Source organism: Tenacibaculum piscium (assembly GCF_021390715.1).
Classification (GTDB): domain Bacteria; phylum Bacteroidota; class Bacteroidia; order Flavobacteriales; family Flavobacteriaceae; genus Polaribacter; species Polaribacter piscius.
In genome coordinates this window covers 40,484-60,615 of record NZ_JAJGWT010000008.1, presented here as the reverse complement: position 1 = coordinate 60,615, position 20,132 = coordinate 40,484, and the positions used below count along the sequence as shown (strand labels likewise).

16 protein-coding genes are annotated in these 20,132 nt (G+C 31.5%); 6 read left to right on the top strand and 10 right to left on the bottom strand.

The features are described 5' to 3' along the window. Positions 1-32: 32 nt before the first annotated feature. Genes L0U77_RS08780 through L0U77_RS08770 form a run of 3 tightly spaced genes read left to right on the top strand, consistent with a single transcriptional unit; the run spans position 33 to position 3,047 of the window. Entirely contained in the window at positions 33-1,037 is a 1,005-nt protein-coding gene (locus L0U77_RS08780; RefSeq protein ID WP_233901037.1) for an NADP-dependent oxidoreductase, read from the top strand. A gap of 11 nt (positions 1,038-1,048) precedes the next feature. Further along, on the top strand, positions 1,049-2,209 hold the full coding sequence (locus tag L0U77_RS08775; RefSeq protein ID WP_233897979.1) for an iron-containing alcohol dehydrogenase: 1,161 nt from the start codon (positions 1,049-1,051) through the stop codon (positions 2,207-2,209). A gap of 16 nt (positions 2,210-2,225) precedes the next feature. Next, complete coding sequence (locus L0U77_RS08770) at positions 2,226-3,047, top strand: type 1 glutamine amidotransferase domain-containing protein (RefSeq protein WP_233897978.1); 822 nt, start codon at positions 2,226-2,228, stop codon at positions 3,045-3,047. 131 nt (positions 3,048-3,178) lie between these two features. On the opposite strand, the gene L0U77_RS08765 is transcribed toward L0U77_RS08770, so the two are convergent. The 6 genes from L0U77_RS08765 to L0U77_RS11875 all read right to left on the bottom strand — a co-directional run bounded on the left by L0U77_RS08765 (position 3,179) and on the right by L0U77_RS11875 (position 8,903). Then, positions 3,179-4,714 (bottom strand): SDR family NAD(P)-dependent oxidoreductase, encoded by a 1,536-nt coding sequence (locus L0U77_RS08765; RefSeq protein WP_233897977.1) that lies wholly within the window; start codon positions 4,712-4,714, stop codon positions 3,179-3,181. Between the two features lie 209 nt (positions 4,715-4,923). After that, complete coding sequence (locus tag L0U77_RS08760) at positions 4,924-5,388, bottom strand: cold-shock protein (protein ID WP_101918266.1); 465 nt, start codon at positions 5,386-5,388, stop codon at positions 4,924-4,926. Positions 5,389-5,713: 325 nt separating this feature from the next. Further along, a complete protein-coding gene (locus tag L0U77_RS08755) occupies positions 5,714-7,051 on the bottom strand; it encodes a DEAD/DEAH box helicase (protein WP_233901036.1) in 1,338 nt (445 codons plus the stop codon). 77 nt (positions 7,052-7,128) lie between these two features. After that, the gene (locus L0U77_RS08750) at positions 7,129-7,680 is read right to left on the bottom strand and encodes a 1-acyl-sn-glycerol-3-phosphate acyltransferase (protein ID WP_233899176.1); all 552 of its coding nucleotides are present in this window, start codon (positions 7,678-7,680) and stop codon (positions 7,129-7,131) included. 69 nt (positions 7,681-7,749) lie between these two features. Beyond that, entirely contained in the window at positions 7,750-8,496 is a 747-nt protein-coding gene (locus L0U77_RS08745) for a hypothetical protein (RefSeq protein WP_233897974.1), read from the bottom strand. A 281-nt stretch (positions 8,497-8,777) separates the two neighbouring features. Beyond that, complete coding sequence (locus tag L0U77_RS11875) at positions 8,778-8,903, bottom strand: hypothetical protein (protein WP_262908577.1); 126 nt, start codon at positions 8,901-8,903, stop codon at positions 8,778-8,780. A gap of 83 nt (positions 8,904-8,986) precedes the next feature. Here L0U77_RS11875 and L0U77_RS08740 point away from each other — a divergent pair, with 83 nt between their 5' ends. Further along, the gene (locus L0U77_RS08740) at positions 8,987-10,534 is read left to right on the top strand and encodes a reverse transcriptase domain-containing protein (protein WP_233897973.1); all 1,548 of its coding nucleotides are present in this window, start codon (positions 8,987-8,989) and stop codon (positions 10,532-10,534) included. 36 nt (positions 10,535-10,570) lie between these two features. Here L0U77_RS08740 and L0U77_RS08735 read toward each other — a convergent pair whose 3' ends face one another. Continuing rightward, a complete protein-coding gene (locus tag L0U77_RS08735; protein WP_233862394.1) occupies positions 10,571-11,812 on the bottom strand; it encodes a cation:proton antiporter in 1,242 nt (413 codons plus the stop codon). Positions 11,813-12,008: 196 nt separating this feature from the next. Beyond that, positions 12,009-13,283, bottom strand: coding sequence for a serine hydroxymethyltransferase (gene glyA, locus L0U77_RS08730; protein WP_101918262.1), 1,275 nt, complete (start codon positions 13,281-13,283; stop codon positions 12,009-12,011). A 308-nt stretch (positions 13,284-13,591) separates the two neighbouring features. Here glyA and fahA point away from each other — a divergent pair, with 308 nt between their 5' ends. Beyond that, the gene (fahA, locus tag L0U77_RS08725) at positions 13,592-14,881 is read left to right on the top strand and encodes a fumarylacetoacetase (protein ID WP_233899173.1); all 1,290 of its coding nucleotides are present in this window, start codon (positions 13,592-13,594) and stop codon (positions 14,879-14,881) included. A 98-nt stretch (positions 14,882-14,979) separates the two neighbouring features. On the opposite strand, the gene L0U77_RS08720 is transcribed toward fahA, so the two are convergent. Both L0U77_RS08720 and L0U77_RS08715 read right to left on the bottom strand, forming a co-directional pair. Continuing rightward, a complete protein-coding gene (locus tag L0U77_RS08720) occupies positions 14,980-16,545 on the bottom strand; it encodes a DEAD/DEAH box helicase (RefSeq protein WP_233901035.1) in 1,566 nt (521 codons plus the stop codon). An 80-nt stretch (positions 16,546-16,625) separates the two neighbouring features. Then, a complete protein-coding gene (locus L0U77_RS08715) occupies positions 16,626-17,090 on the bottom strand; it encodes a thioredoxin family protein (protein WP_233901034.1) in 465 nt (154 codons plus the stop codon). 320 nt (positions 17,091-17,410) lie between these two features. Between L0U77_RS08715 and clpB the strand changes: the two genes are divergently transcribed. After that, the gene (gene clpB, locus L0U77_RS08710; protein ID WP_233901033.1) at positions 17,411-20,029 is read left to right on the top strand and encodes an ATP-dependent chaperone ClpB; all 2,619 of its coding nucleotides are present in this window, start codon (positions 17,411-17,413) and stop codon (positions 20,027-20,029) included. Positions 20,030-20,132: the final 103 nt, after the last annotated feature.

Below are 20,132 nucleotides of genomic sequence, written 5' to 3'. Positions count from 1 at the left end.
TTATCAAGTTATCAAATCAACTAAAAAACAAGATGAATAAAACAATTTTATTAGAAAAAAGACCAATTGGTAAACCTCAGTTATCTGATTTTAAAGTTGTTTCAGATAAAATAGCAACAATTAATACAGGTGAAATCCTTTTAGAAACCACTTATGTATCTGTAGATCCTTATTTAAGAGGAAGAATGAGCGATGCGAAATCATACATTCCTTCTTTTGAATTAAATAAACCTATACAATCTGGTGTTATAGCCAAAGTAATTGCGTCTAAAAATACTGATTTTGCCGTAGGTGATTTTGTATCAGGAATGTTAGCCTGGAAAACACAACAAATATCTAATGGCGAAGGACTTTTAAAAGTATCGGAATCTAAAGCACCTTTAAGTGCCTATTTAGGAGTTTTAGGAATGACAGGTTTAACAGCTTATTTAGGTTTGCATGAAATCGGAAAACCAGTTGCAGGAGAAACAATTGTTGTTTCAGGCGCTGCGGGTGCTGTTGGAAGTATTGTAGGACAAATAGCGAAAATTCTAGGACTTCGTGTTATCGGTATTGCAGGAACTGACGAAAAAATTGAAATGCTAAAAAATAAATTTGGCTTCGATGCTGGTATTAATTACAATACCGATAAAGATATCAACGGAACAATTAAAAAACTAGCACCAAGTGGTGTCGATATTTATTTTGATAATGTTGGTGGCGAAATATCTGATGCCGTTTTATTTAATATTAATCGATTTGCAAGAATCATTGTTTGTGGTGCGATATCAGTATATAATAGTACTGAAACTCCAAAAAGTATAAGTGTACAGCCTTTTTTAGTGAAAAATAGCGCCTTAATGCAAGGATTTATTGTCTCTAATTATACCGATAAATTCCCTGAAGCAATGGAACAATTATCAACATGGTTATCCGAAGGAAAAATAACCTATACCGAAACTATTGTAAATGGTTTTGAGAACATTCCAACCGCTTTTATTGATTTATTTGAAGGTAAAAATAAAGGTAAAATGATTGTTAAAATTAACAAAAACTAAAAAATTAAAAGATGAATAATTTTCAATTTAAAAATCCAACCAAAATTATCTTTGGAAAAGATACTATAAAAGAAATCACAACAGAAATTCCTAAAGATGCAAAAGTCTTACTTCTTTTTGGAGGCGGAAGTATCAAAAAAAATGGCGTTTACAACCAAGTAAAAGAAGCTTTAAAAACTGTTGAAGTTGTTGAGTTTGGAGGAATTCCTGCAAATCCAGAATATTCGCTATTATTAGACGCTTTAAAAGTAATTAAAGAGGAAAAAATCACGTATTTATTAGCTGTTGGTGGTGGTTCTGTTATTGATGGAACGAAGTTTTTATCAGCCGCTGCATTATACGAAGGCGAAACTCCTTGGGATATTTTAACCAATAACATCAGAACTGAAAAAGGAATGCCTTTTGGAACGGTCTTAACAATGCCTGCAACAGGTTCTGAAATGAATTCTGGCGCAGTAATTACCCGAAGAGAAACCAAAGAAAAACTTGCGATGGGCGGTCCTGGATTATTTCCTGAATTTTCAGTGTTAGATCCGCAAGTAATTACCTCTATTCCACAACGTCAATTAGCCAATGGTTTAGCCGATTCTTTTACACACGTTTTAGAACAATATATGACCTATCCTGTAGGTGGATTATTGCAAGATCGTTTTGCAGAAAGCATTTTACAAACAATTATTGAAGTTGCGCCAAAAGTTTTAAAAGATCCTACGGATTACAAAGCCGCTGCAAATTATATGTGGAGTTGTACCATGGCTTTAAATGGATTAATTCAACAAGGAGTTCCTGGTGATTGGGCAGTACATGGAATCGGACATGAATTAACGGCTTTATTTGGTATCGACCACGCGCGTACTTTGGCAATAATTGCACCAAGCCATTACGCCTTTAATTTTGAAGCTAAAAAAGAAAAATTAGCACAATATGCCGAACGTGTTTGGAATGTTACCACAGGTTCTACGGATGAAAAAGCACAAGCAGGTATTGATAAAACAGTGACTTTTTTCCATGAATTAGGTATTGACACCAAATTATCAGAGTACACGAAAGATTACGAAGGAACTGCTGAAATAATCGCAAAACGCTTTACAGAACGTGGTTGGTTAGGTTTAGGAGAGCATCAATCTTTATCGCCTAAAAACGTTGAAGAGATCGTAAAAATGGCGTATTAATTTATTTTTTTGATAGATGAAAATACTACAAAAAGCAGCCATTGTATTTACAATGATTTCTGCAATGATTATGGCATCAAGCTGCAAAACTGAAAACAAGGAAAACAATAATTCTGAAACAATTTCTTCAGAAGAAAAAACAACCACTAAAACTAAAAAAATGAACATCTTATTTGTTTTAACATCACACGATAAATTAGGAGATACTGATAAAAAAACAGGATTTTGGGTAGAAGAATTTGCTTCTCCATATTACACTTTGTTAGATAAAGGTGCTACAATTACCATTGCAACGCCAAAAGGAGGTGCTGCTCCTATTGACCCAAGTAGTGATTCGCCTGATGCTGCTACAAAAGCAACCGAACGTTTTAATAACGATGACGCTGCAAAGGCTAAAATTGCAAATACAAAAGTATTATCAACAATTGATGCAGAAGATTTTGACGCTGTTTTTTATCCTGGCGGACACGGTCCTTTATGGGATTTAGCAGAAGATGTTGCTTCGATAGCGTTAATTGAAGATTTCAATAATCAAAACAAACCGATTGCTTTTGTATGTCATGCTCCTGCGGCTTTAAAAGAAGTTAAAAACGAAGATGGAACTCCTTTAGTAAACGGTAAAAAAGTTACAGGATTTACCAATACAGAAGAAGAAGCTGTTGGGCTTACCGATGTTGTTCCTTTTTTAGTAGAAGATATGTTAACTAAAAATGGTGGTATCTATTCGAAAAAAGACGATTGGAATGCTTACGCAATACAAGATGGTAATTTAATTACAGGACAAAATCCAGCATCTTCTGAATTAGTTGCTGATAAATTGTTAGAAAGTTTAAAATAATTATTAAAATAATAATCCCTTGATATATTTCCCTCTTTTTTTATTTTTTTTAACAAAAAGGCTGTCATTTTTAATGACAGCCTTTTTTATTTTATATAAATAATATCTTATTTTGAATAATCACCTACTTCTTACCAATCAATAGGAAAATAATCTTTTAAGAACTTACCAGACCAATGTTTCCCTGTATTTATACCGTCAATTAACGGATCCATAACACGTGCCGCACCATCTACAATATCTAAAGGCGGTTGAAAATCGTGTGTTTCCACTTTCTTTTTTGATAATTCCGCAGGATCTTCATCAGTAACCCAACCAGTATCCACGGCATTCATATAAATACCCGATTTTGCAAAAGTTGATGCTGAGGTATGCGTTAACATATTTAAAGCCGCTTTTGCCATATTTGTGTGTGGATGTCTATCTACTTTTTTAAATCGATGGAACTTCCCTTCCATTGCCGTTACATTAATAATATGTTTTTTACCCGTGTTTTCTTTCATCATTAAATTAGACAAACGATTACACAAAACAAACGGTGCAACAGCATTTACTAGCTGTACTTCTACCATTTCCGTGGTTTCAATTTCACCTAAACGCAAACGCCAACTATTGGTTTTTCTTAAATCTACTTGTTGTAAATCGGCATCTAATTCACCTTCGGGAAAAACCTCAGCAGTTTGTAACGAATTATCAAAACTATAAGGAATTTGAGATAATGCCGCTGAATTACGCAAGCCAATTCCAGGCTCAGGACCATGCCAAGTAACAGGTAATACATTATTTTTACTTGTTTTATCTGTAGGAACACTCAAACTTGATAACTCTTCTAAACAGCCAACATGATCTTTTAATAATTTTTGAGCTAACTTCGGAAGTTTATCAACAGGAAGCTTTTCATTTTCCATTAAATGGAAGTAAAAACCTGAAGGTCTTCTTACGGTTTGTGCTGCATTATTGATTAAAATATCTAATCGATCGTATTTTTGCTCTATATAATTACAGAAAATCTCTACACTTGGGATATGACGTAAATCAAGCCCGTGAATATGTAAACGGTCGCTCCAATCTTTATAGTCTTCTTCTTTAGAAAAACGAATTGCAGAATCCGCAGGAAAACGCGTAGTTGCAACAACCCTTGCTCCCGAACGCAATAGCATTAATGTTATATGATATCCAATTTTCAATCGAGAACCTGTAATAACCGCAACTTGATCGGTTAAATCGGTTAATTGAAAACGTTTTGCGTAGTTTAAATCACCACAATCTTTACACATCGTATCATAAAAATGATGCAATTTTGTATAAACAGTTTTACAAACGTAGCAATTTCTAGGCGATTCTAATTCTAAAGTATCTTCGGATAAATCCGCAGCAGCCAATAATTTAGGAGCAACAAACAAAGCCGATTCTCTTGCAGAACGAATTCCTGTTGATTTTCTAGCGTGTGTATCTTTGGCGATCATTTTACGTTTTGCCGCTTTTTTCGCATCTTTTCTTCTACGCTCAAACTCTTCTCTGTTGGGTCTTGTTAATTCCCCAGCAGCTTTAAAAAGCGCTACTCTTTCATCTTCAGGCAATTCAAAAAGCTGATTTGTATCTGCTAATAAATGTTGTAATGTAGCGATACAAGATGCTATATCTACACTTGATTTTTGTTCACTCATATCAAACTACTTTTTTATTTTTTTGTATTTGGGCGCGAAATTATCAATTTTTAATGAGTTTTTTAAGTATTTTATCATAAAAAAGGCTTTATAGCTTGATAACGTTAGCGCAAGTATCCTTGTTTAAAACCAAAAAAAGAGAGTAACCTTTTTATAGGTCAATCTCTTCTCTTTTTTTTGTTTTTGATTGAATTTGTAAAAGTCTAAACTTATTTAACTAAAGTTACTTTTACGGCATTCATTCCTTTCATTCCTTTTTCAAGTTCGAAACTTACTTTGTCATTTTCAGAAATTTGATCAATAATACCACTTACGTGTGTAAAATATTTCTCTTGATCTGCTGAATCGATAATAAAACCAAATCCTTTAGACGAATCAAAAAACGAAACAGTTCCTTTTCTAATAGGATCAAATGCTTCTTTATCGCCTTCTAAAGTTTTAGGAACGCTAACTTGAATGTCTTCAGCGTTAATAACGATTGGTTTTTGGTCTGGATCTGGAGGAGTTGAAGATAAATTTCCATACGCATCGGTGTATGCGAATTCAATTCCAGTTGAACCATTTTCTCTGATGTCTGCTTTACGAGCATCCATTTTCTTTCTTTTATCTTCACGTTTTTTTAAACGCTTTTTCTCTTTTTCATTCTTGTTAAATGATTGCTGAGATTTTGCCATAAGATTAATTAATATAGAATTATACTACTAGTTTTTTTAGAATAAAGTTATAATTTATTTTTTGAAGAAATTACAACAGCCCCAATATAGCTAAAATATGTTTATTTTTTTGTGTTTTTGGGCATTTATTTTTGATATTAGATTCATAATTAGATGATGTTCGCTAACTATGATACTCTAATTATTGCAAAGATGCTACCATATTTTTACATATAGTGCATCTTTGTGCTTTTTTTTACCATTTATTGCAAAAAAAGTACTAAATCGGTCTAATTTAAGTATAGAATAATCAATTTTTATAATAATTAGAAACTATTTTAGGCGTTTAGCTTTTTTTAGTTTGCTCTTTTTTAGGAGTTATCGTGTTCGATTCGGCTAAATAGTTTGCTAAAATTTTATCGACTAATTCTTCTTTTGTTAGGTGATGAAATATTGTTTTTACTTTTGATTTAAAATCTTCTGAAATATTTCTATTTGGTTTTGTTTTAAATATTTTTTTCGCCCAGATTAAGCCGTTATTTTCTTCAATACTTTGTGCATCTGCTTTTTTAAACGGTTTAAAAACAATCCCTAATTCTTTTTCAAAATCAGCAATATCTTTTACCTCATCTTCTTGTAAAACAGTCAAAGAAAGTCCCTTTGCTCCTGCTCTTGCCGTTCTTCCGCTTCGGTGAACATACGCTTCATAGGTATCTGGCAAATGATAATTAACAACATATTCAATTTCTTTGACATCAATACCACGCGCGGCTAAATCGGTAGCCACTAAAATATCAATATATCCTTCTCTGAATTGCCCCATAATTCGATCACGGATTCCTTGCGTTAAACTTCCGTGAATAGCTCCTGATGAAAATTTATTAATTGCTAAATTTTTGGCTAATTTATTAACGGCTGCTTTGGTTTTACAGAAGATGATTCCACGTTTTCCTTCTTTTGAATTTAGAAAATGAAGTAATACTTCTAATTTTTCAATAGGTTTTACCACTACATATTGATGTTCGATTCCCTGATGTCCAACTGTTGCCATATCTGCTTGGATATTTACAACATTTTTAGCCATATAATTTTGAACCAATTGTTTTATAACTCCCGACATCGTTGCCGTAAATAAGAATGTTCTTCTATTTTTAGAATTTGGAATTTCTTTTATAATAGTATCTACCTCCTCTTTTAAAGCGCTTACCATTTCGTCAGCTTCATCTAAAACCAACTGCTTTATTTCTTTAATATTGATAGCACCACGTTTTACTAAATCGACCAAACGACCTGGCGTTGCTACTACAATATGTGTGGTTTCTTTTAAGCGTTCTATTTGAGGTTTTATAGGAATCCCTCCACATACGGAAGCGATGCTTATTTCAGGCATATTTGTAGCAAAAGATACTAGATTTGCATGAATCTGCTGTCCTAATTCTCTTGTTGGCGCTAAAATTAAAGTTTGTATGTTGGTGTTTTCGGTATCAATATGTTGTAATAAAGGCAATCCGAAGGAAGCGGTTTTTCCTGTTCCTGTTTTTGCTAAAACAACAACATCTTCTTTTTGATTTAGAATAACAGGGATTGTTTTTTCTTGTACATCTGTAGGTACGGTAATTTTTAAAGCAACTAAACCCTGTTGTAATTGTTGATTAATTCCTAAATCTGAAAATTGTTTTGGCATAAAAATATATTTTTATGCAAAGATAATCACACTTTATAGGAAATACACTTCTTTTTATTTTAGTTTTTTATCAGAAATTATAAAAAAGATTTATTATTGAATAATTCAGGATTTTCGCCTTTAATATTTTTATAAAATTGATAAAAATGCTCAAAATCTGCTTTTATATCGCCTGTTGTGTAAAAGGGTTTAGATAATTTTACTTCTTTATTTTCGAAATCGAAACCAAGCATTACAATCGGCACGTTTGCCCCTTGTGCGATATAATAAAAACCTGTTTTCCATTTCTCTACAAATTGACGAGTTCCTTCTGGTGATATTGCTAATCGAAATTCTTCTTTTGCATTAAAGACTTCGATAATTGCATCTACCACGTTAGTACTTTTTGTTCTGTCGATAGGAGTCCCTCCTAATGCTTTAAAAAACCAACCAAATGGCGGTTTAAATAAGGCTTTTTTTCCTACAAAATTAAGTTTTGTATTCGTACTATTTTTTGAAAACAATCCTACTAAGAAATCTTTCCAGCTTGTGTGAGGTGCGCCAATTAATACATATTTTTTAAGTTCTTTCGGAAATTCTCCGTTAAATTTCCAACCAAAAATTTTTGTAAATATAAATTTTGATATCATGTTTTTATCAAGCTTTTTAATTTTTTAATAAATAAGATGCCAAAAATACGGTTTTTTATTTTTCAATAGTTATGTTTTATTTTTAGAAGGATTATAAGCCTCTTTTGAAGAAAATGGCTGAACATCGGTAAAACATTCTCTTGGTAAATACAAATCGCTAAATTTCATTTGACTCGGATTAAACCATTTTACTTTATATAAAATTTTAGAAACTATTTTTCTTTTATCGCCATTTGGATAAAAATCATTAGTGTTTTCATTTTTTTTGATGCCACATAGAATAAAATCGGGCGACGAATAATTTACTATATACTGAATAGTTGTACTTTTCTTATATCCTTTTCCTTCTACCTCTTCTTTCATTTTAACTGAATCTCTTTTTTTAAAGATTTCAAACTTTTTTGTTCTAAAAAATACAATTTTACCATATATATATTTAGGAACATTATATTCTCTTGTTTCATCAATTAAAGAATCGCATTTAACTTCTTTTTTGTTTTCATCTAATCTAGCAATATGAATTTCATCATATTTTGCTAACATAGATTCGTATAAAACAATAGTATCTTTAAATTCTGTTTTATTATCATCAAAAAAAATGCAAGTATATTTTATTCTTTCGGCTATCTGTTCCCCTAATTCCTCCGAATGTGTTTTCTTCTTTTTATCTTCTATATAAATTTCTTTAACAATCATAAACGGTGGAACCAACTTTCCGTCTCCTTTTATTTTAAAATCATAAAGTAACGGATGTGTTTTTAAAGTGACAATATCACCAATAACAAATTTATTATCGTGTTTATTTTTTTCTTGCATTTTTTTTCATCTAAGATAATAAAAAACATATATTTACAATCAAAGTAAGGAAGTTCTTTAGTTATTATTAATAAACACTTATTTGAGCCATTGTAAATTTTTAATTTCAATTAATTCAGACCTTTTTCATTGATTTGTTAAAGGGATAATACATACGTGAATTAGTTAAAGTGTAATTTATTTCACCTGCACAAGAGAATCTTAACATTATCTTGCACAGGCTAAATAAATTCCTTCTAGTTATTATTTTGACATCATTTACTTTGGAGAATCTGATTAATTTAAGAAGCCAGTTTATCATCATAGAAATATAATTTAGATTGTTTATTAAGAGTATTAGTAATTCGTCCAACAAAGAAACGTTCAATTGCATCGGGAATCGTGAATACGGTTAATAGCTCAGTCATTTTAAAATGATGTTACGTTTATTAAATTTAAATACCGAGCGAGAACTTCCCTTACTTTTACTTCATTTTAATGCTATATTTCTATGGATAAGAAAAAACAAAAAGATTGGTTTAAAGACAGAGGATATCCGCATTTTTCGAATAAAACGCCATTATCCGTTAGAAAGAAAGTCGAAAGCTATGTTTCTAATCCTCAAAAAGTAGCAAAACACTCTTTTTTACCGTTGATTTTTAAGGAAATTAAACAACGTAGATATAAAGAATCTAATTTTGGTGATGAAAATAATAACAAAATTAGGCGTTCTCACAAGAAGAAATTAAAAAACGGTAAGATTATTTCTAATACAAAAATTAGAGAAATTTTATACGCAACTCATATAGACGCACACGTGTATTCGTATTATACTCAAAAAATAATTACGCCAAAATATGAGGCTTACTTAAGTAAAAACGAATTGCTTTCTAATGCAATAACCGCTTACCGACGAATTGAAACCGACGATAAATTAAAATTTAAAAACAACGTTCATTTTGCAAAAGATGTTTTTGATGAAATTAAAAAACGTAAAAATTCTGTTGCCTTGGTTTTAGATATTGAAAACTTCTTCCCTTCTTTAAATCATAAAAAATTAAAATTAATTTGGGCAAAAATACTCGGTTATAAAACCTTACCGAAAGACCACTACAATATTTTTAAAGCAACGACACGGTTTTCTTACGTGAAATTAAACGATTTAAAAACGAAGAATAATCATTTTGATGAAAAGGAATTAGCAAAACATCGCAAAAGCGGAAAAAATACTTTTTTTGAGAATATACACGGACTTTTAGATTCTGATATTATTATCCATAAAAATCAAAAGAAGAATAAAAATAATAATGAATCGATTGGTATTCCGCAAGGTTTGCCGATAAGTGCTTTGCTTGCTAATATTTATATGTTGCCTTTTGATGAAGCTATCATAAATGAATTAACGCTTAAATATGATGTTTTTTATAGAAGATATTCTGATGACATTGTTGTGTTGTGTGATGAAAACAACCTCATCGATTTTGTTAAAAAATTTATTATTGATGAGGTTCAAAAAATTGATTTGACAATTTCAGCTGAAAAAACAGAAATGACTTTGTTTAAAACACACAATAATAGGCTTCAATCTTTTAAAATACATAAAGATAATTTACAAGAAAATGTTCCTTTAAACTATTTAGGTTTTGAGTTTTACGGCTATCAAACTTTAATTAAATCGAAGAATTTAGCACAGTTTTACCGAGAAATGAAACAAACCGTAAAAAGAAAATATAAGTGTGTAGAACATCTTAAAGAAAAATTATTGCTAGATGAAGCTCCTTTGTTTAAGCGAAAATTATATCGATTGTATAGTTTTAAGGGTGTGAAATCTAGAAAAATCTCATCAAAAAGAACAATATTTATTAACGGAACAGCACAAACAACATATTTTGATAGAAAATTCCGAGGAAATTACCTACGCTACGCCTATAGGGCTTCGGATGATTTAAATGCACCTGAAATAAAACGTCAATTGCGTAATCATTGGAAAATATTGCAAAAAACAATTCATAAATATGATTTTTCAAATATTGATTATAATAAAAACACCTCAACTTGAAAAAGCTGAGGTGTTTTAAATTTATAGATTGTTTATTTACTCCTTCAACCGCTTCACTAATTTATCCACAGTTAAACCCTGTGCTATTATAGAAAAAACCACTACGATATAGGTAACAACTAAAAATAATTCTCTTTCCATACTTGCGGATAATCCTAAGGCTAAAGCGATTGAAATCCCTCCTCGTAAACCTCCCCAAGTCATGATGATATCAGTATTTTTAACGAAATCTAGTTTCTTTTCAAATATTTTTATCGGTAAAAATAACGAGGCATAACGGCATATCAAACAAATAGGAATTGCTAATAAACCTGCTAAAATAAATTTCCCTTCAATTACTAACACTAACATTTCCATTCCTATCAATACGAATAAAACGGCGTTTAATAAGATGTCTAATAATTCCCAGAATTTATCAACATATTTCTCGGTATTTTCCGACATTGAATGAGCTCTTACGGTGTCGTTTCCTACAATTAAACCTGCGGTAACCATCGCTAATGGCGCTGATAAATGAAATTTATGACATAAAACAGTTCCACCCATAACGGTTGCTAAAGTGATGATTACTTCAATATCAAAATCATCAATAGATTTTAATAATCGGTAGGTAACCCAACCTAAAACAAGCCCAATTCCGATTCCTCCTATTACTTCTTGTCCGAAAAGCTGTGCCACATCGAGTGCACTTACATTTGCGATACCTGATTCAGCAATTTTATAAATAGTTAAGAAAATAACAACGCCTACGCCATCATTAAAAAGTGATTCTCCAACAATTTTAGTTTCTAATTTCTTAGGAACTCCTGCTTTTTTTAAGATTCCTAAAACCGCAATTGGATCGGTTGGTGAAATTAATGCTCCAAATAACAAACAATTGATAAAACTAACGTCTAAACTGATAAGCTGTAAGCCAAAATACATTCCGATTCCCACTAGAAATGTCGATGTTAAAACTCCTAAGGTTGAAAATAATAAAATCGGTCTTCGTTGTATTTTTAATTGGTCAAAATTGGTGTGTAACGCTCCTGCAAAAAGTAAGAAACTTAGCATTTCATCTAAAAGCAACGTTTTAAAATCGATATTTGAAATAATTGATTTCTCAAAATTTAATAAGGTTGGATCAAAATTGCTTAACAACAACACGGCTAAGGTAAATACGATGGTTAAAATCATTAAGCCAATCGTGTTGGGAAGTTTTAAAAATCGAACATTAATATATCCAAATATTGCTGACAGGAAAATCAGGACGGTAGCTATTACATAAATATCATTCATACTATTTTTTAAATTTTCTTTTAGTTATTTGTTTCTTTTTTTTTGATAAATTTTTGATGATAATAAAAAAGATATAAAAAAGATACTTCAAAAATTTTCAGAAACAAAACTAATGTATTCAGACAAAAAAAGCACCTTTAATTTTTATTAAAGGTGCTTTTATCAATCTTTTTATCAAATAGATAATTATAAAATATTACATAATAAATAATCTACGATGTTGCATTAAGTCGTTTACTTTTTCACCGATTTCGGCTAATTTTTCTTCGTTATTAGCATTTTGAATAGCTTGATCGATTAAATCGACAACTGTTTCCATATCTTCTTCTAACAATCCACGTGTAGTAATTGCAGGTGTTCCGATACGAATCCCTGAAGTTATAAATGGACTTTGAGTATCAAAAGGCACCATATTTTTATTAACGGTAATTTCCGCTTTTCCTAAGGCGATTTCTGCATCTTTTCCAGTAATATCTTTATTTCTTAGGTCGATTAACATACAATGATTGTCTGTTCCTCCAGAAATAAGATCATATCCTCTGCTAACAAAAGCTTTTGCCATTGCTTGTGCATTTTCTTTTACTTGCAGTTGATATTCTAAAAATTCATCGGTTAAAGCTTCTCCAAAAGCGACTGCTTTGGCTGCGATAACGTGTTCTAAAGGTCCTCCTTGATTTCCAGGAAAAACGGCAGAATTAATCAATGTTGACATTTTCTTTAATTTTCCTGATTTTAATGTTAATCCAAAAGGATTTTCAAAATCTTTTCCAATCATGATAATTCCTCCACGAGGACCACGTAATGTTTTATGTGTCGTTGAGGTAACAATATGACAATGTGGTAATGGATCTGATAAAATTCCTTTGGCAATTAAACCTGCGGGATGTGAAATATCAGCCATTAAAATAGCGCCTACACTATCGGCAACTTCTCTGAATTTGGCAAAATCCATATCACGAGAATACGCTGAAGCTCCTGCGATAATTAATTTTGGTTGGTGTTTTTTAGCTTGTTCGGCTAAATGATTATAATCAATCTGTCCTGTTTCTTTGGTTACGCCATAAAAAACTGGATTGTATAATTTCCCTGAAAAATTTACAGGAGAACCGTGTGTTAAATGTCCTCCGTGCGATAAATCAAAACCTAAAATAGTATCACCAGGATTTAAACAAGCTGCAAAAACAGCGGTATTTGCTTGTGAACCTGAGTGAGGTTGTACATTTACGTATTCGGCTCCAAATAATTCTTTTGCTCTATCAATGGCAATTTGTTCTACAATATCTACGACTTCACATCCACCGTAATAACGTTTACCAGGATATCCTTCTGCATATTTATTCGTTAAAATAGAACCTTGTGCTTCCATAACTTGTTCGCTTACAAAGTTTTCAGAAGCAATGAGTTCTAAACCATTTAGCTGACGTTCTTTTTCTTCTTGAATTAAATCAAATATTTGATGATCTTTTTGCATCTTATTACATCGTTTGTTTAGTTATATAATAAACCAAATGTAATAATTTTATTATGGAATGTTTACTTAATGTTTAGTTAATTAAGTATTTATCATGATTTATTATTTTATCGATATAAAATATATTTTTATAAGGATTATAGAATAGCATTAGAAAATAAGGTCAGTTTATAAATTTAACTTTTAGTGTTCATTTTTTATTGATTTTGATATTGGTTTTAATTTAAAAAAGATGTAGGTTTGAGCAGTGTTAACTAGAAATAACATTATATAAATAAAACCTTTCAATTAATTTTTAATTTTTTTCAATGAAAATAACGGCAAATAATCCAAATAGAAAATCGTGGTTACCTGTTGATAAAGCTTCTGATTTCCCTATTCAAAACATTCCATTTGGAGTTTTTTTAACTAAAGATGATATTATTACTATCGGTACTAGAATTGGTGATTTTGCCATTGATTTAGGAGCGTTGCATCAGTTAGGGTATTTTGAAGATATTCCTTTAACAGATGATATTTTTTTACAAGATACTTTAAATGATTTTATTGCTGATGGTCGTAAAACATGGCGTTTAGTTCGTAATAAAATCGCGGATATTTTTGATGTTATCAACGGAAAACTACGTGATAACCCGATACATAAAGATAAAATTATCTTCCGAATGGAAGATGTTGAAATGCAACTTCCCGTGGCTGTTGGCGATTATACTGATTTTTATGCAAGTAAAGAACACGCAACCAATGTTGGTTCGTTATTTCGTGATCCTGAAAATGCGTTATTGCCCAATTGGTTGCACATTCCTATTGGATATCATGGAAGAAGTTCGTCTATTATTCCTTCTGGAACGCCTGTGCGTCGTCCTGTCGGACAACAAAAACCATCAGAAGGTAGTACAACGCCTAATTTTGGGGCGTCAAAATTATTAGATTTTGAATTAGAAATGGCGTTTATAACAACAGTTGCTAATGATTTAGGTGATCGAATTTCTATTGAAGAAGCGGATGAATATATCTTCGGGTTGGTTTTGTTTAACGATTGGTCGGCACGTGATATTCAGGCTTGGGAATACGTTCCTTTAGGACCTTTTTTAGGAAAGAGCTTTGCCTCTACTATTTCTCCTTGGATTGTTACTTTAGATGCGTTAGCACCCTTTAGAGTTGATAATCCGAAGCAAGTACATGAACCGTTGCCATATCTTAAAAAACAAGCAAAAAGTAAGGATAGTTTTGATATCAATTTACAAATGTCGATTCAACCAGAAGGAAAGCAAGAAACGGTTGTTTGTAATTCGAATTTCAAATATATGTACTGGACAATGGCACAACAATTAGCGCATCATACGGTAAATGGTTGTCCTGTAAATGCGGGTGATATGATGGGTTCAGGAACAATTTCAGGACCAACTAAAGATAGTTTTGGTTCGATGTTAGAATTAACATGGCGAGGTCAAAACCCGATACAATTAAACGATGGTTCACAGCGAAAATTTATAAACGATTACGATACTGTTATTATGCGTGGTTATGCTCAAAATGATGAGGTTCGTGTTGGTTTTGGTGAATGTTCAGGTAAAGTATTGCCTGCTTTTGATATTTAGAATCATCAAATAATATAAAAATAAAAAAAGCCATTTCGTTTTGAAATGGCTTTTTTTTATAAAATATAATTATTGATTTATTGAATACTTTATTCTCTTTATTCTTCGTCCTCTTCTTCAATTGGTGGATGTCCGAAAATATCTTCATAAATCTCATCAAAATTAGCACGTAAATAGGCGTTTAATTTTTTTCGATAATCATCTTGTAACCAATCGATAAAATTATGCGTAGATTTACAGATACATTTTGAATATCGGTGGATTCTATCATCAATTTCACCGCCTAATTTTTTAGCTAAAATAAGAGCGTCAAAAACATCGTCACTATTTTCGATACAAATTCTTGCATGATGTTCGATTGATTTTTCCAGCACTTTTTTAGACGATTGTCCTGCTTGAATGGTATCAATATATACTTTTTTTACATCGAAATATAAGTCTTCTGTTTTCGAAAATTCTTCTCTAATATTTGCGGGTAATTCGTATCTGAATTCGTTTTCTATTTCTTCATCAGATAATAAATTATCTAAATAGAAATTAGGCGCTCTAAACATTTTGTGCCAATCTAAATCGGCTCCCCAAGGACCAAAACGGTGGAAATTGTTTCCTAAATCGATTACATTAAAGTCTGATTTTCCTTTTAAAACACGAGAACCTCTACCAATCATTTGATAATACAGCGTTAATGATTTTGTCGCTCTATTTAAAATAATTGATTTTACCGAAGGTTCATCAAAACCAGTGGTTAAAATACTTACCGAAGTGATAATGGCATTTGGCGTTTTGTGAAACCATTTTAAAATTCCGTCTCGTTCTTTTTTGGTATTGGTATTATCTAAATGTGCGATTGGATATCCAGCTTTGCTGAAGGTATCATATACGTGAAGCGACGTGTTAATTCCGTTGTTAAATATCAATGTTTTTGTACCTTTTGCACGTTCTTCGTATGCCTGCAAAAGTTTCGATAACATATCGGTATTGGTATATAAATCTTCGGATGATTTCACGGTATAATCTCCGTTTGCTCCTATTTCTAAAGATGTTAAACCAACATTATATGAAAACACATTTGCTTTGGCTAAGTATTCGTTTTGAATTAAAGTTCCAATACTTTCGCCTGCAATTAAGTCGTCATAATTATCTTTCATTGGCAGTTTGATATTTGAACTTAAAGGTGTTGCGGTAACTCCAAGGACAAATGATTTATCAAAAAACTTAAATAATTTAGTAAATGAATTGTAGTGTGCTTCATCAATAATTACCAAACCTACATCGGAAATATCGAGCATTTCGTCATTTAAACGATTGTTTAATGTTTCTACCATTGCAACGAAACAATCGTATTTATCTTGATCTTCTAAATCGGCTTTACTATCGATAATTTTATTTTCGACACCAAATTCTCCAAGCATTTTTGCTGTTTGCTTGCATAATTCGATTCGGTGTGTCATTATCAGCACTTTTTTCTGATAATGTTTTATAAACTGACGCGTGATTTCTGAGAAAATAACTGTTTTACCACCACCTGTTGGCAGTTGATATAATAGATGAAAATTTTCAGGCGCATTTTCAAAACATTTGAATATTTTGAAGAGTGCTTCTTTTTGATAATCGTATAAGTTTTTTCCTTTTGTTTCTTTTGTAGGTGTGTTTTCGTTGCTCAATTTTATGCTTTTTTATACTTTTTTGGAATATGCAAAAATACGACGTATTTAAGTAAGTTTTGATAAAACAGGCATCTTTTTTAGAAGTTTCTTAAATCAATTTGAGCAATATCGTTATGAGAAGCGTGTGCTATCACTACTTTTTTTTGAATAATTAAGAGTTGAGGTGATTGATGTGTTACTTGAAATTGGGTTGCTATTTCGTTGGATATTTCTCGATATGAAATTAAATCTAAATAATAGACTTTAAAATCTTTTAGGTTTTTTTGAGGCGTGTTTTTCTGATTATTTTCAGTGTTTTCAGCATCGATATTTTCGAAACTCTCGAAACTTTTTACAAATCGTTTAATTGCCATACTACTCACGCCACATCTGGTAGAATGTTTAAAAATTGCCACGGGTTTTTGGGTCGATGCTTCTTTAATTTCTTCTAGTTGATGCAAGGATATTAAGGGAATCCAGGTAACGAGTTCGGTTTGTTTTTGCTGATTTTCTTCATTTTTTTCCTGTTGTTTATTTTTAAAAATCTTATTTAATATTCCCATTATTTTTTGTCGTTTTTTACTGATTTTATTTTTTATTAATTTTTGATGAGGTTTTTACCTGTCTTTTTGTCTTTATTTTTAGTTTTTACCTGACGTTTTAGCAGGTTTTTAATATATTTCCATCAAGAATTTGTTAAAATGCGTTTAAAATTGATTTGGTCTTGTTTTTGCTTTTTTACTTGTAAATAATTCTAAATAATCTATTTATAAGTCTTAAATAGCTTTAAAAAATAGTAACTTTAAAGAATGAAAATAACCTAAAAATAGGTATTAAAAACAGATTTGTATATAAGGAAAATAACAACTAAAAAAACAACACTATGAACCTCAACAATTATACAACAAAATCACAAGAAACCATACAACAGGCGCAACAGATTGCGCAAGAATATGGACATCAGCAATTAGAAAACGAGCATATTTTCAAAGCTTTATTTGCTGTTGATGAAAACGTATTGCCTTTTATTTTAAAGAAACTGAATATCAATATTACTGTTTTACAGCAAGTTTTAGAGAAACAATTAACTAGTTTTCCTAAAGTTTCTGGAGGGGAATTAATGTTGTCGAAAGAAGCGAATAAAGCGTTAAATGAAGCGTCAATTATCGCTAAAAAAATGAACGATGAATACGTTTCTATAGAGCATTTAATTTTAGCAATTTTCAAATCAAAAAGTCAAATTGCGCAAGTTTTAAAAGATCAAGGCGTTACTGAGAAAAGCTTAACAGCAACTATTGAAGAACTTCGAAAAGGAGAACGTGTTACTTCTCAAAGTGCCGAGGAAACCTATAATTCATTAAATAAGTACGCTAATAATTTAAATAAATTAGCACAAGACGGAAAGTTAGATCCTGTAATTGGTCGTGATGAAGAAATTCGAAGATTATTGCAAATTTTATCTCGAAGAACAAAAAATAATCCAATTTTAGTCGGTGAACCTGGAACAGGAAAAACTGCTATCGCCGAAGGTTTAGCACACAGAATTATCCGTGGCGATGTTCCTGAAAATCTAAAAGATAAAGTGATTTATTCTTTGGATATGGGTTCGTTAATTGCAGGTGCAAAATATAAAGGAGAATTTGAAGAACGTTTAAAATCCGTCGTAAAAGAAGTTACAGCATCCGAAGGAAATATTGTGTTATTTATTGATGAAATCCATACCTTAGTTGGCGCTGGTGGCGGTCAAGGTGCGATGGATGCCGCAAATATTTTAAAACCTGCCCTAGCCCGTGGCGAATTACGAGCAATCGGAGCTACTACGTTAGATGAATATCAAAAATATTTTGAAAAAGATAAAGCCTTAGAACGTCGTTTTCAAAAGGTAATTGTAAATGAACCTGATACCGAAAGTGCTATTTCTATTCTGCGAGGAATTAAAGAAAAATACGAAGCACACCATAAAGTACGTATCAAAGATGAAGCGATTATCGGTGCCGTTGAATTATCACAACGTTATATTACCAATCGATTTTTGCCAGATAAAGCCATTGATTTAATGGACGAAGCGGCGGCTAAATTACGTATGGAAATGAATTCTAAACCCGAAAATTTAGATATTCTTGACCGTAAAATAATGCAGTTAGAAATCGAAATTGAAGCGATTAAACGTGAAAATGATACCGTTAAATTAAAATCGTTAAATTCAGATATCGCTAATTTAAAAGAAGAACGTAACGAAATAAATGCAAAATGGCAATCAGAAAAAGCCGTGGTAGATACTGTTCAGCAATTAAAAACCGATATCGAAAATTATAATTTAGAAGCTGATAAAGCCGAACGTAATGGCGATTACGGAAAAGTTGCCGAATTACGCTACGGAAAAATTAAAGAAGCGCAAAAATTATTAGAAGTTCAACAAGAGGCTTTAGAGAATCAACGTGAAGGTTCTTTAATTAAAGAAGAAGTTACTTACGAAGATATTGCCGAAGTTGTAGCAAAATGGACAGGCGTTCCTGTTACTAAAATGATTCAATCGGAACGTGAAAAATTGTTAAAATTAGAAGATGAATTACACAAACGTGTTGTAGGACAACAAGAAGCTATTGTCGCGGTTTCTGATGCGGTTCGCCGTTCGAGAGCTGGTTTACAAAATCCGAATAAACCACTGGGTAGTTTCTTATTTTTAGGAACAACAGGAGTTGGTAAAACGGAACTTGCAAAAGCCTTAGCCGATTATTTATTTGATGATGAAAATGCGATGACTCGTATTGATATGAGTGAATATCAGGAGCGTCATTCGGTGAGTAGATTAGTTGGAGCGCCTCCAGGATACGTTGGTTATGACGAAGGCGGACAATTAACGGAAGCGGTTCGTAGAAAGCCCTACTCTGTTGTTTTGTTAGATGAAATTGAAAAAGCACATCCTGACACGTTTAATGTTTTATTACAAGTTTTAGATGAAGGACGTTTAACTGATAATAAAGGACGTGTTGCTGATTTTAAAAATACTATCATTATTATGACCTCTAACATGGGAAGTCATTTAATTCAAGAAAAATTCGATAATTTCGATGCTTCAAAAGATGATGTAGATACTGTTATGGAACATGCTAAAACCGATGTTTTAGGATTGTTAAAACAAACGGTTCGTCCTGAGTTTATCAATAGAATTGATGATATTATTTTGTTTACGCCATTATCAAAAGAAGACATTAAACAAATTGTACGCATACAATTAAATGGTGTTAAAAAGATGATTGCCGAACAGCATATTACTTTAGATGCCACTGATGATGCTGTTGCATATTTGGCTAAAAAAGGATATCAACCAGAATTTGGTGCAAGACCTGTAAAACGTGTGATTCAAAAAGAAGTGTTGAATCAATTATCGAAAGAAATATTATCAGGAAATGTTACCACGGATAGTGTTATTCTATTAGATGCTTTTGATGATGCTTTGGTTTTTAGAAATCAAACCGTTACATTAGAAACTACTGTTTAATATTTTAAATTGATTTACTAAAATTAATATAAATATTATGTAAATTAAAAGAGCTACCTTTTTGGGGTAGCTCTTTTTTGTTGTTTGTTTATTTTTTTTCTAA

Coding starts and splice junctions, on each gene's coding strand:
- fahA (WP_233899173.1), top strand. CDS start 13,592: ATGAAAATAACGGCAAATAATCCAAATAGAAAATCGTGGTTACCTGTT.
- clpB (WP_233901033.1), top strand. CDS start 17,411: ATGAACCTCAACAATTATACAACAAAATCACAAGAAACCATACAACAG.
- L0U77_RS08745 (WP_233897974.1), bottom strand. CDS start 8,496: ATGCAAGAAAAAAATAAACACGATAATAAATTTGTTATTGGTGATATT.
- L0U77_RS08775 (WP_233897979.1), top strand. CDS start 1,049: ATGAATAATTTTCAATTTAAAAATCCAACCAAAATTATCTTTGGAAAA.
- L0U77_RS08770 (WP_233897978.1), top strand. CDS start 2,226: ATGAAAATACTACAAAAAGCAGCCATTGTATTTACAATGATTTCTGCA.
- glyA (WP_101918262.1), bottom strand. CDS start 13,283: ATGCAAAAAGATCATCAAATATTTGATTTAATTCAAGAAGAAAAAGAA.
- L0U77_RS08780 (WP_233901037.1), top strand. CDS start 33: ATGAATAAAACAATTTTATTAGAAAAAAGACCAATTGGTAAACCTCAG.
- L0U77_RS08715 (WP_233901034.1), bottom strand. CDS start 17,090: ATGGGAATATTAAATAAGATTTTTAAAAATAAACAACAGGAAAAAAAT.
- L0U77_RS11875 (WP_262908577.1), bottom strand. CDS start 8,903: ATGACTGAGCTATTAACCGTATTCACGATTCCCGATGCAATTGAACGT.
- L0U77_RS08760 (WP_101918266.1), bottom strand. CDS start 5,388: ATGGCAAAATCTCAGCAATCATTTAACAAGAATGAAAAAGAGAAAAAG.
- L0U77_RS08735 (WP_233862394.1), bottom strand. CDS start 11,812: ATGAATGATATTTATGTAATAGCTACCGTCCTGATTTTCCTGTCAGCA.
- L0U77_RS08750 (WP_233899176.1), bottom strand. CDS start 7,680: ATGATATCAAAATTTATATTTACAAAAATTTTTGGTTGGAAATTTAAC.
- L0U77_RS08755 (WP_233901036.1), bottom strand. CDS start 7,051: ATGCCAAAACAATTTTCAGATTTAGGAATTAATCAACAATTACAACAG.
- L0U77_RS08740 (WP_233897973.1), top strand. CDS start 8,987: ATGGATAAGAAAAAACAAAAAGATTGGTTTAAAGACAGAGGATATCCG.
- L0U77_RS08765 (WP_233897977.1), bottom strand. CDS start 4,714: ATGAGTGAACAAAAATCAAGTGTAGATATAGCATCTTGTATCGCTACA.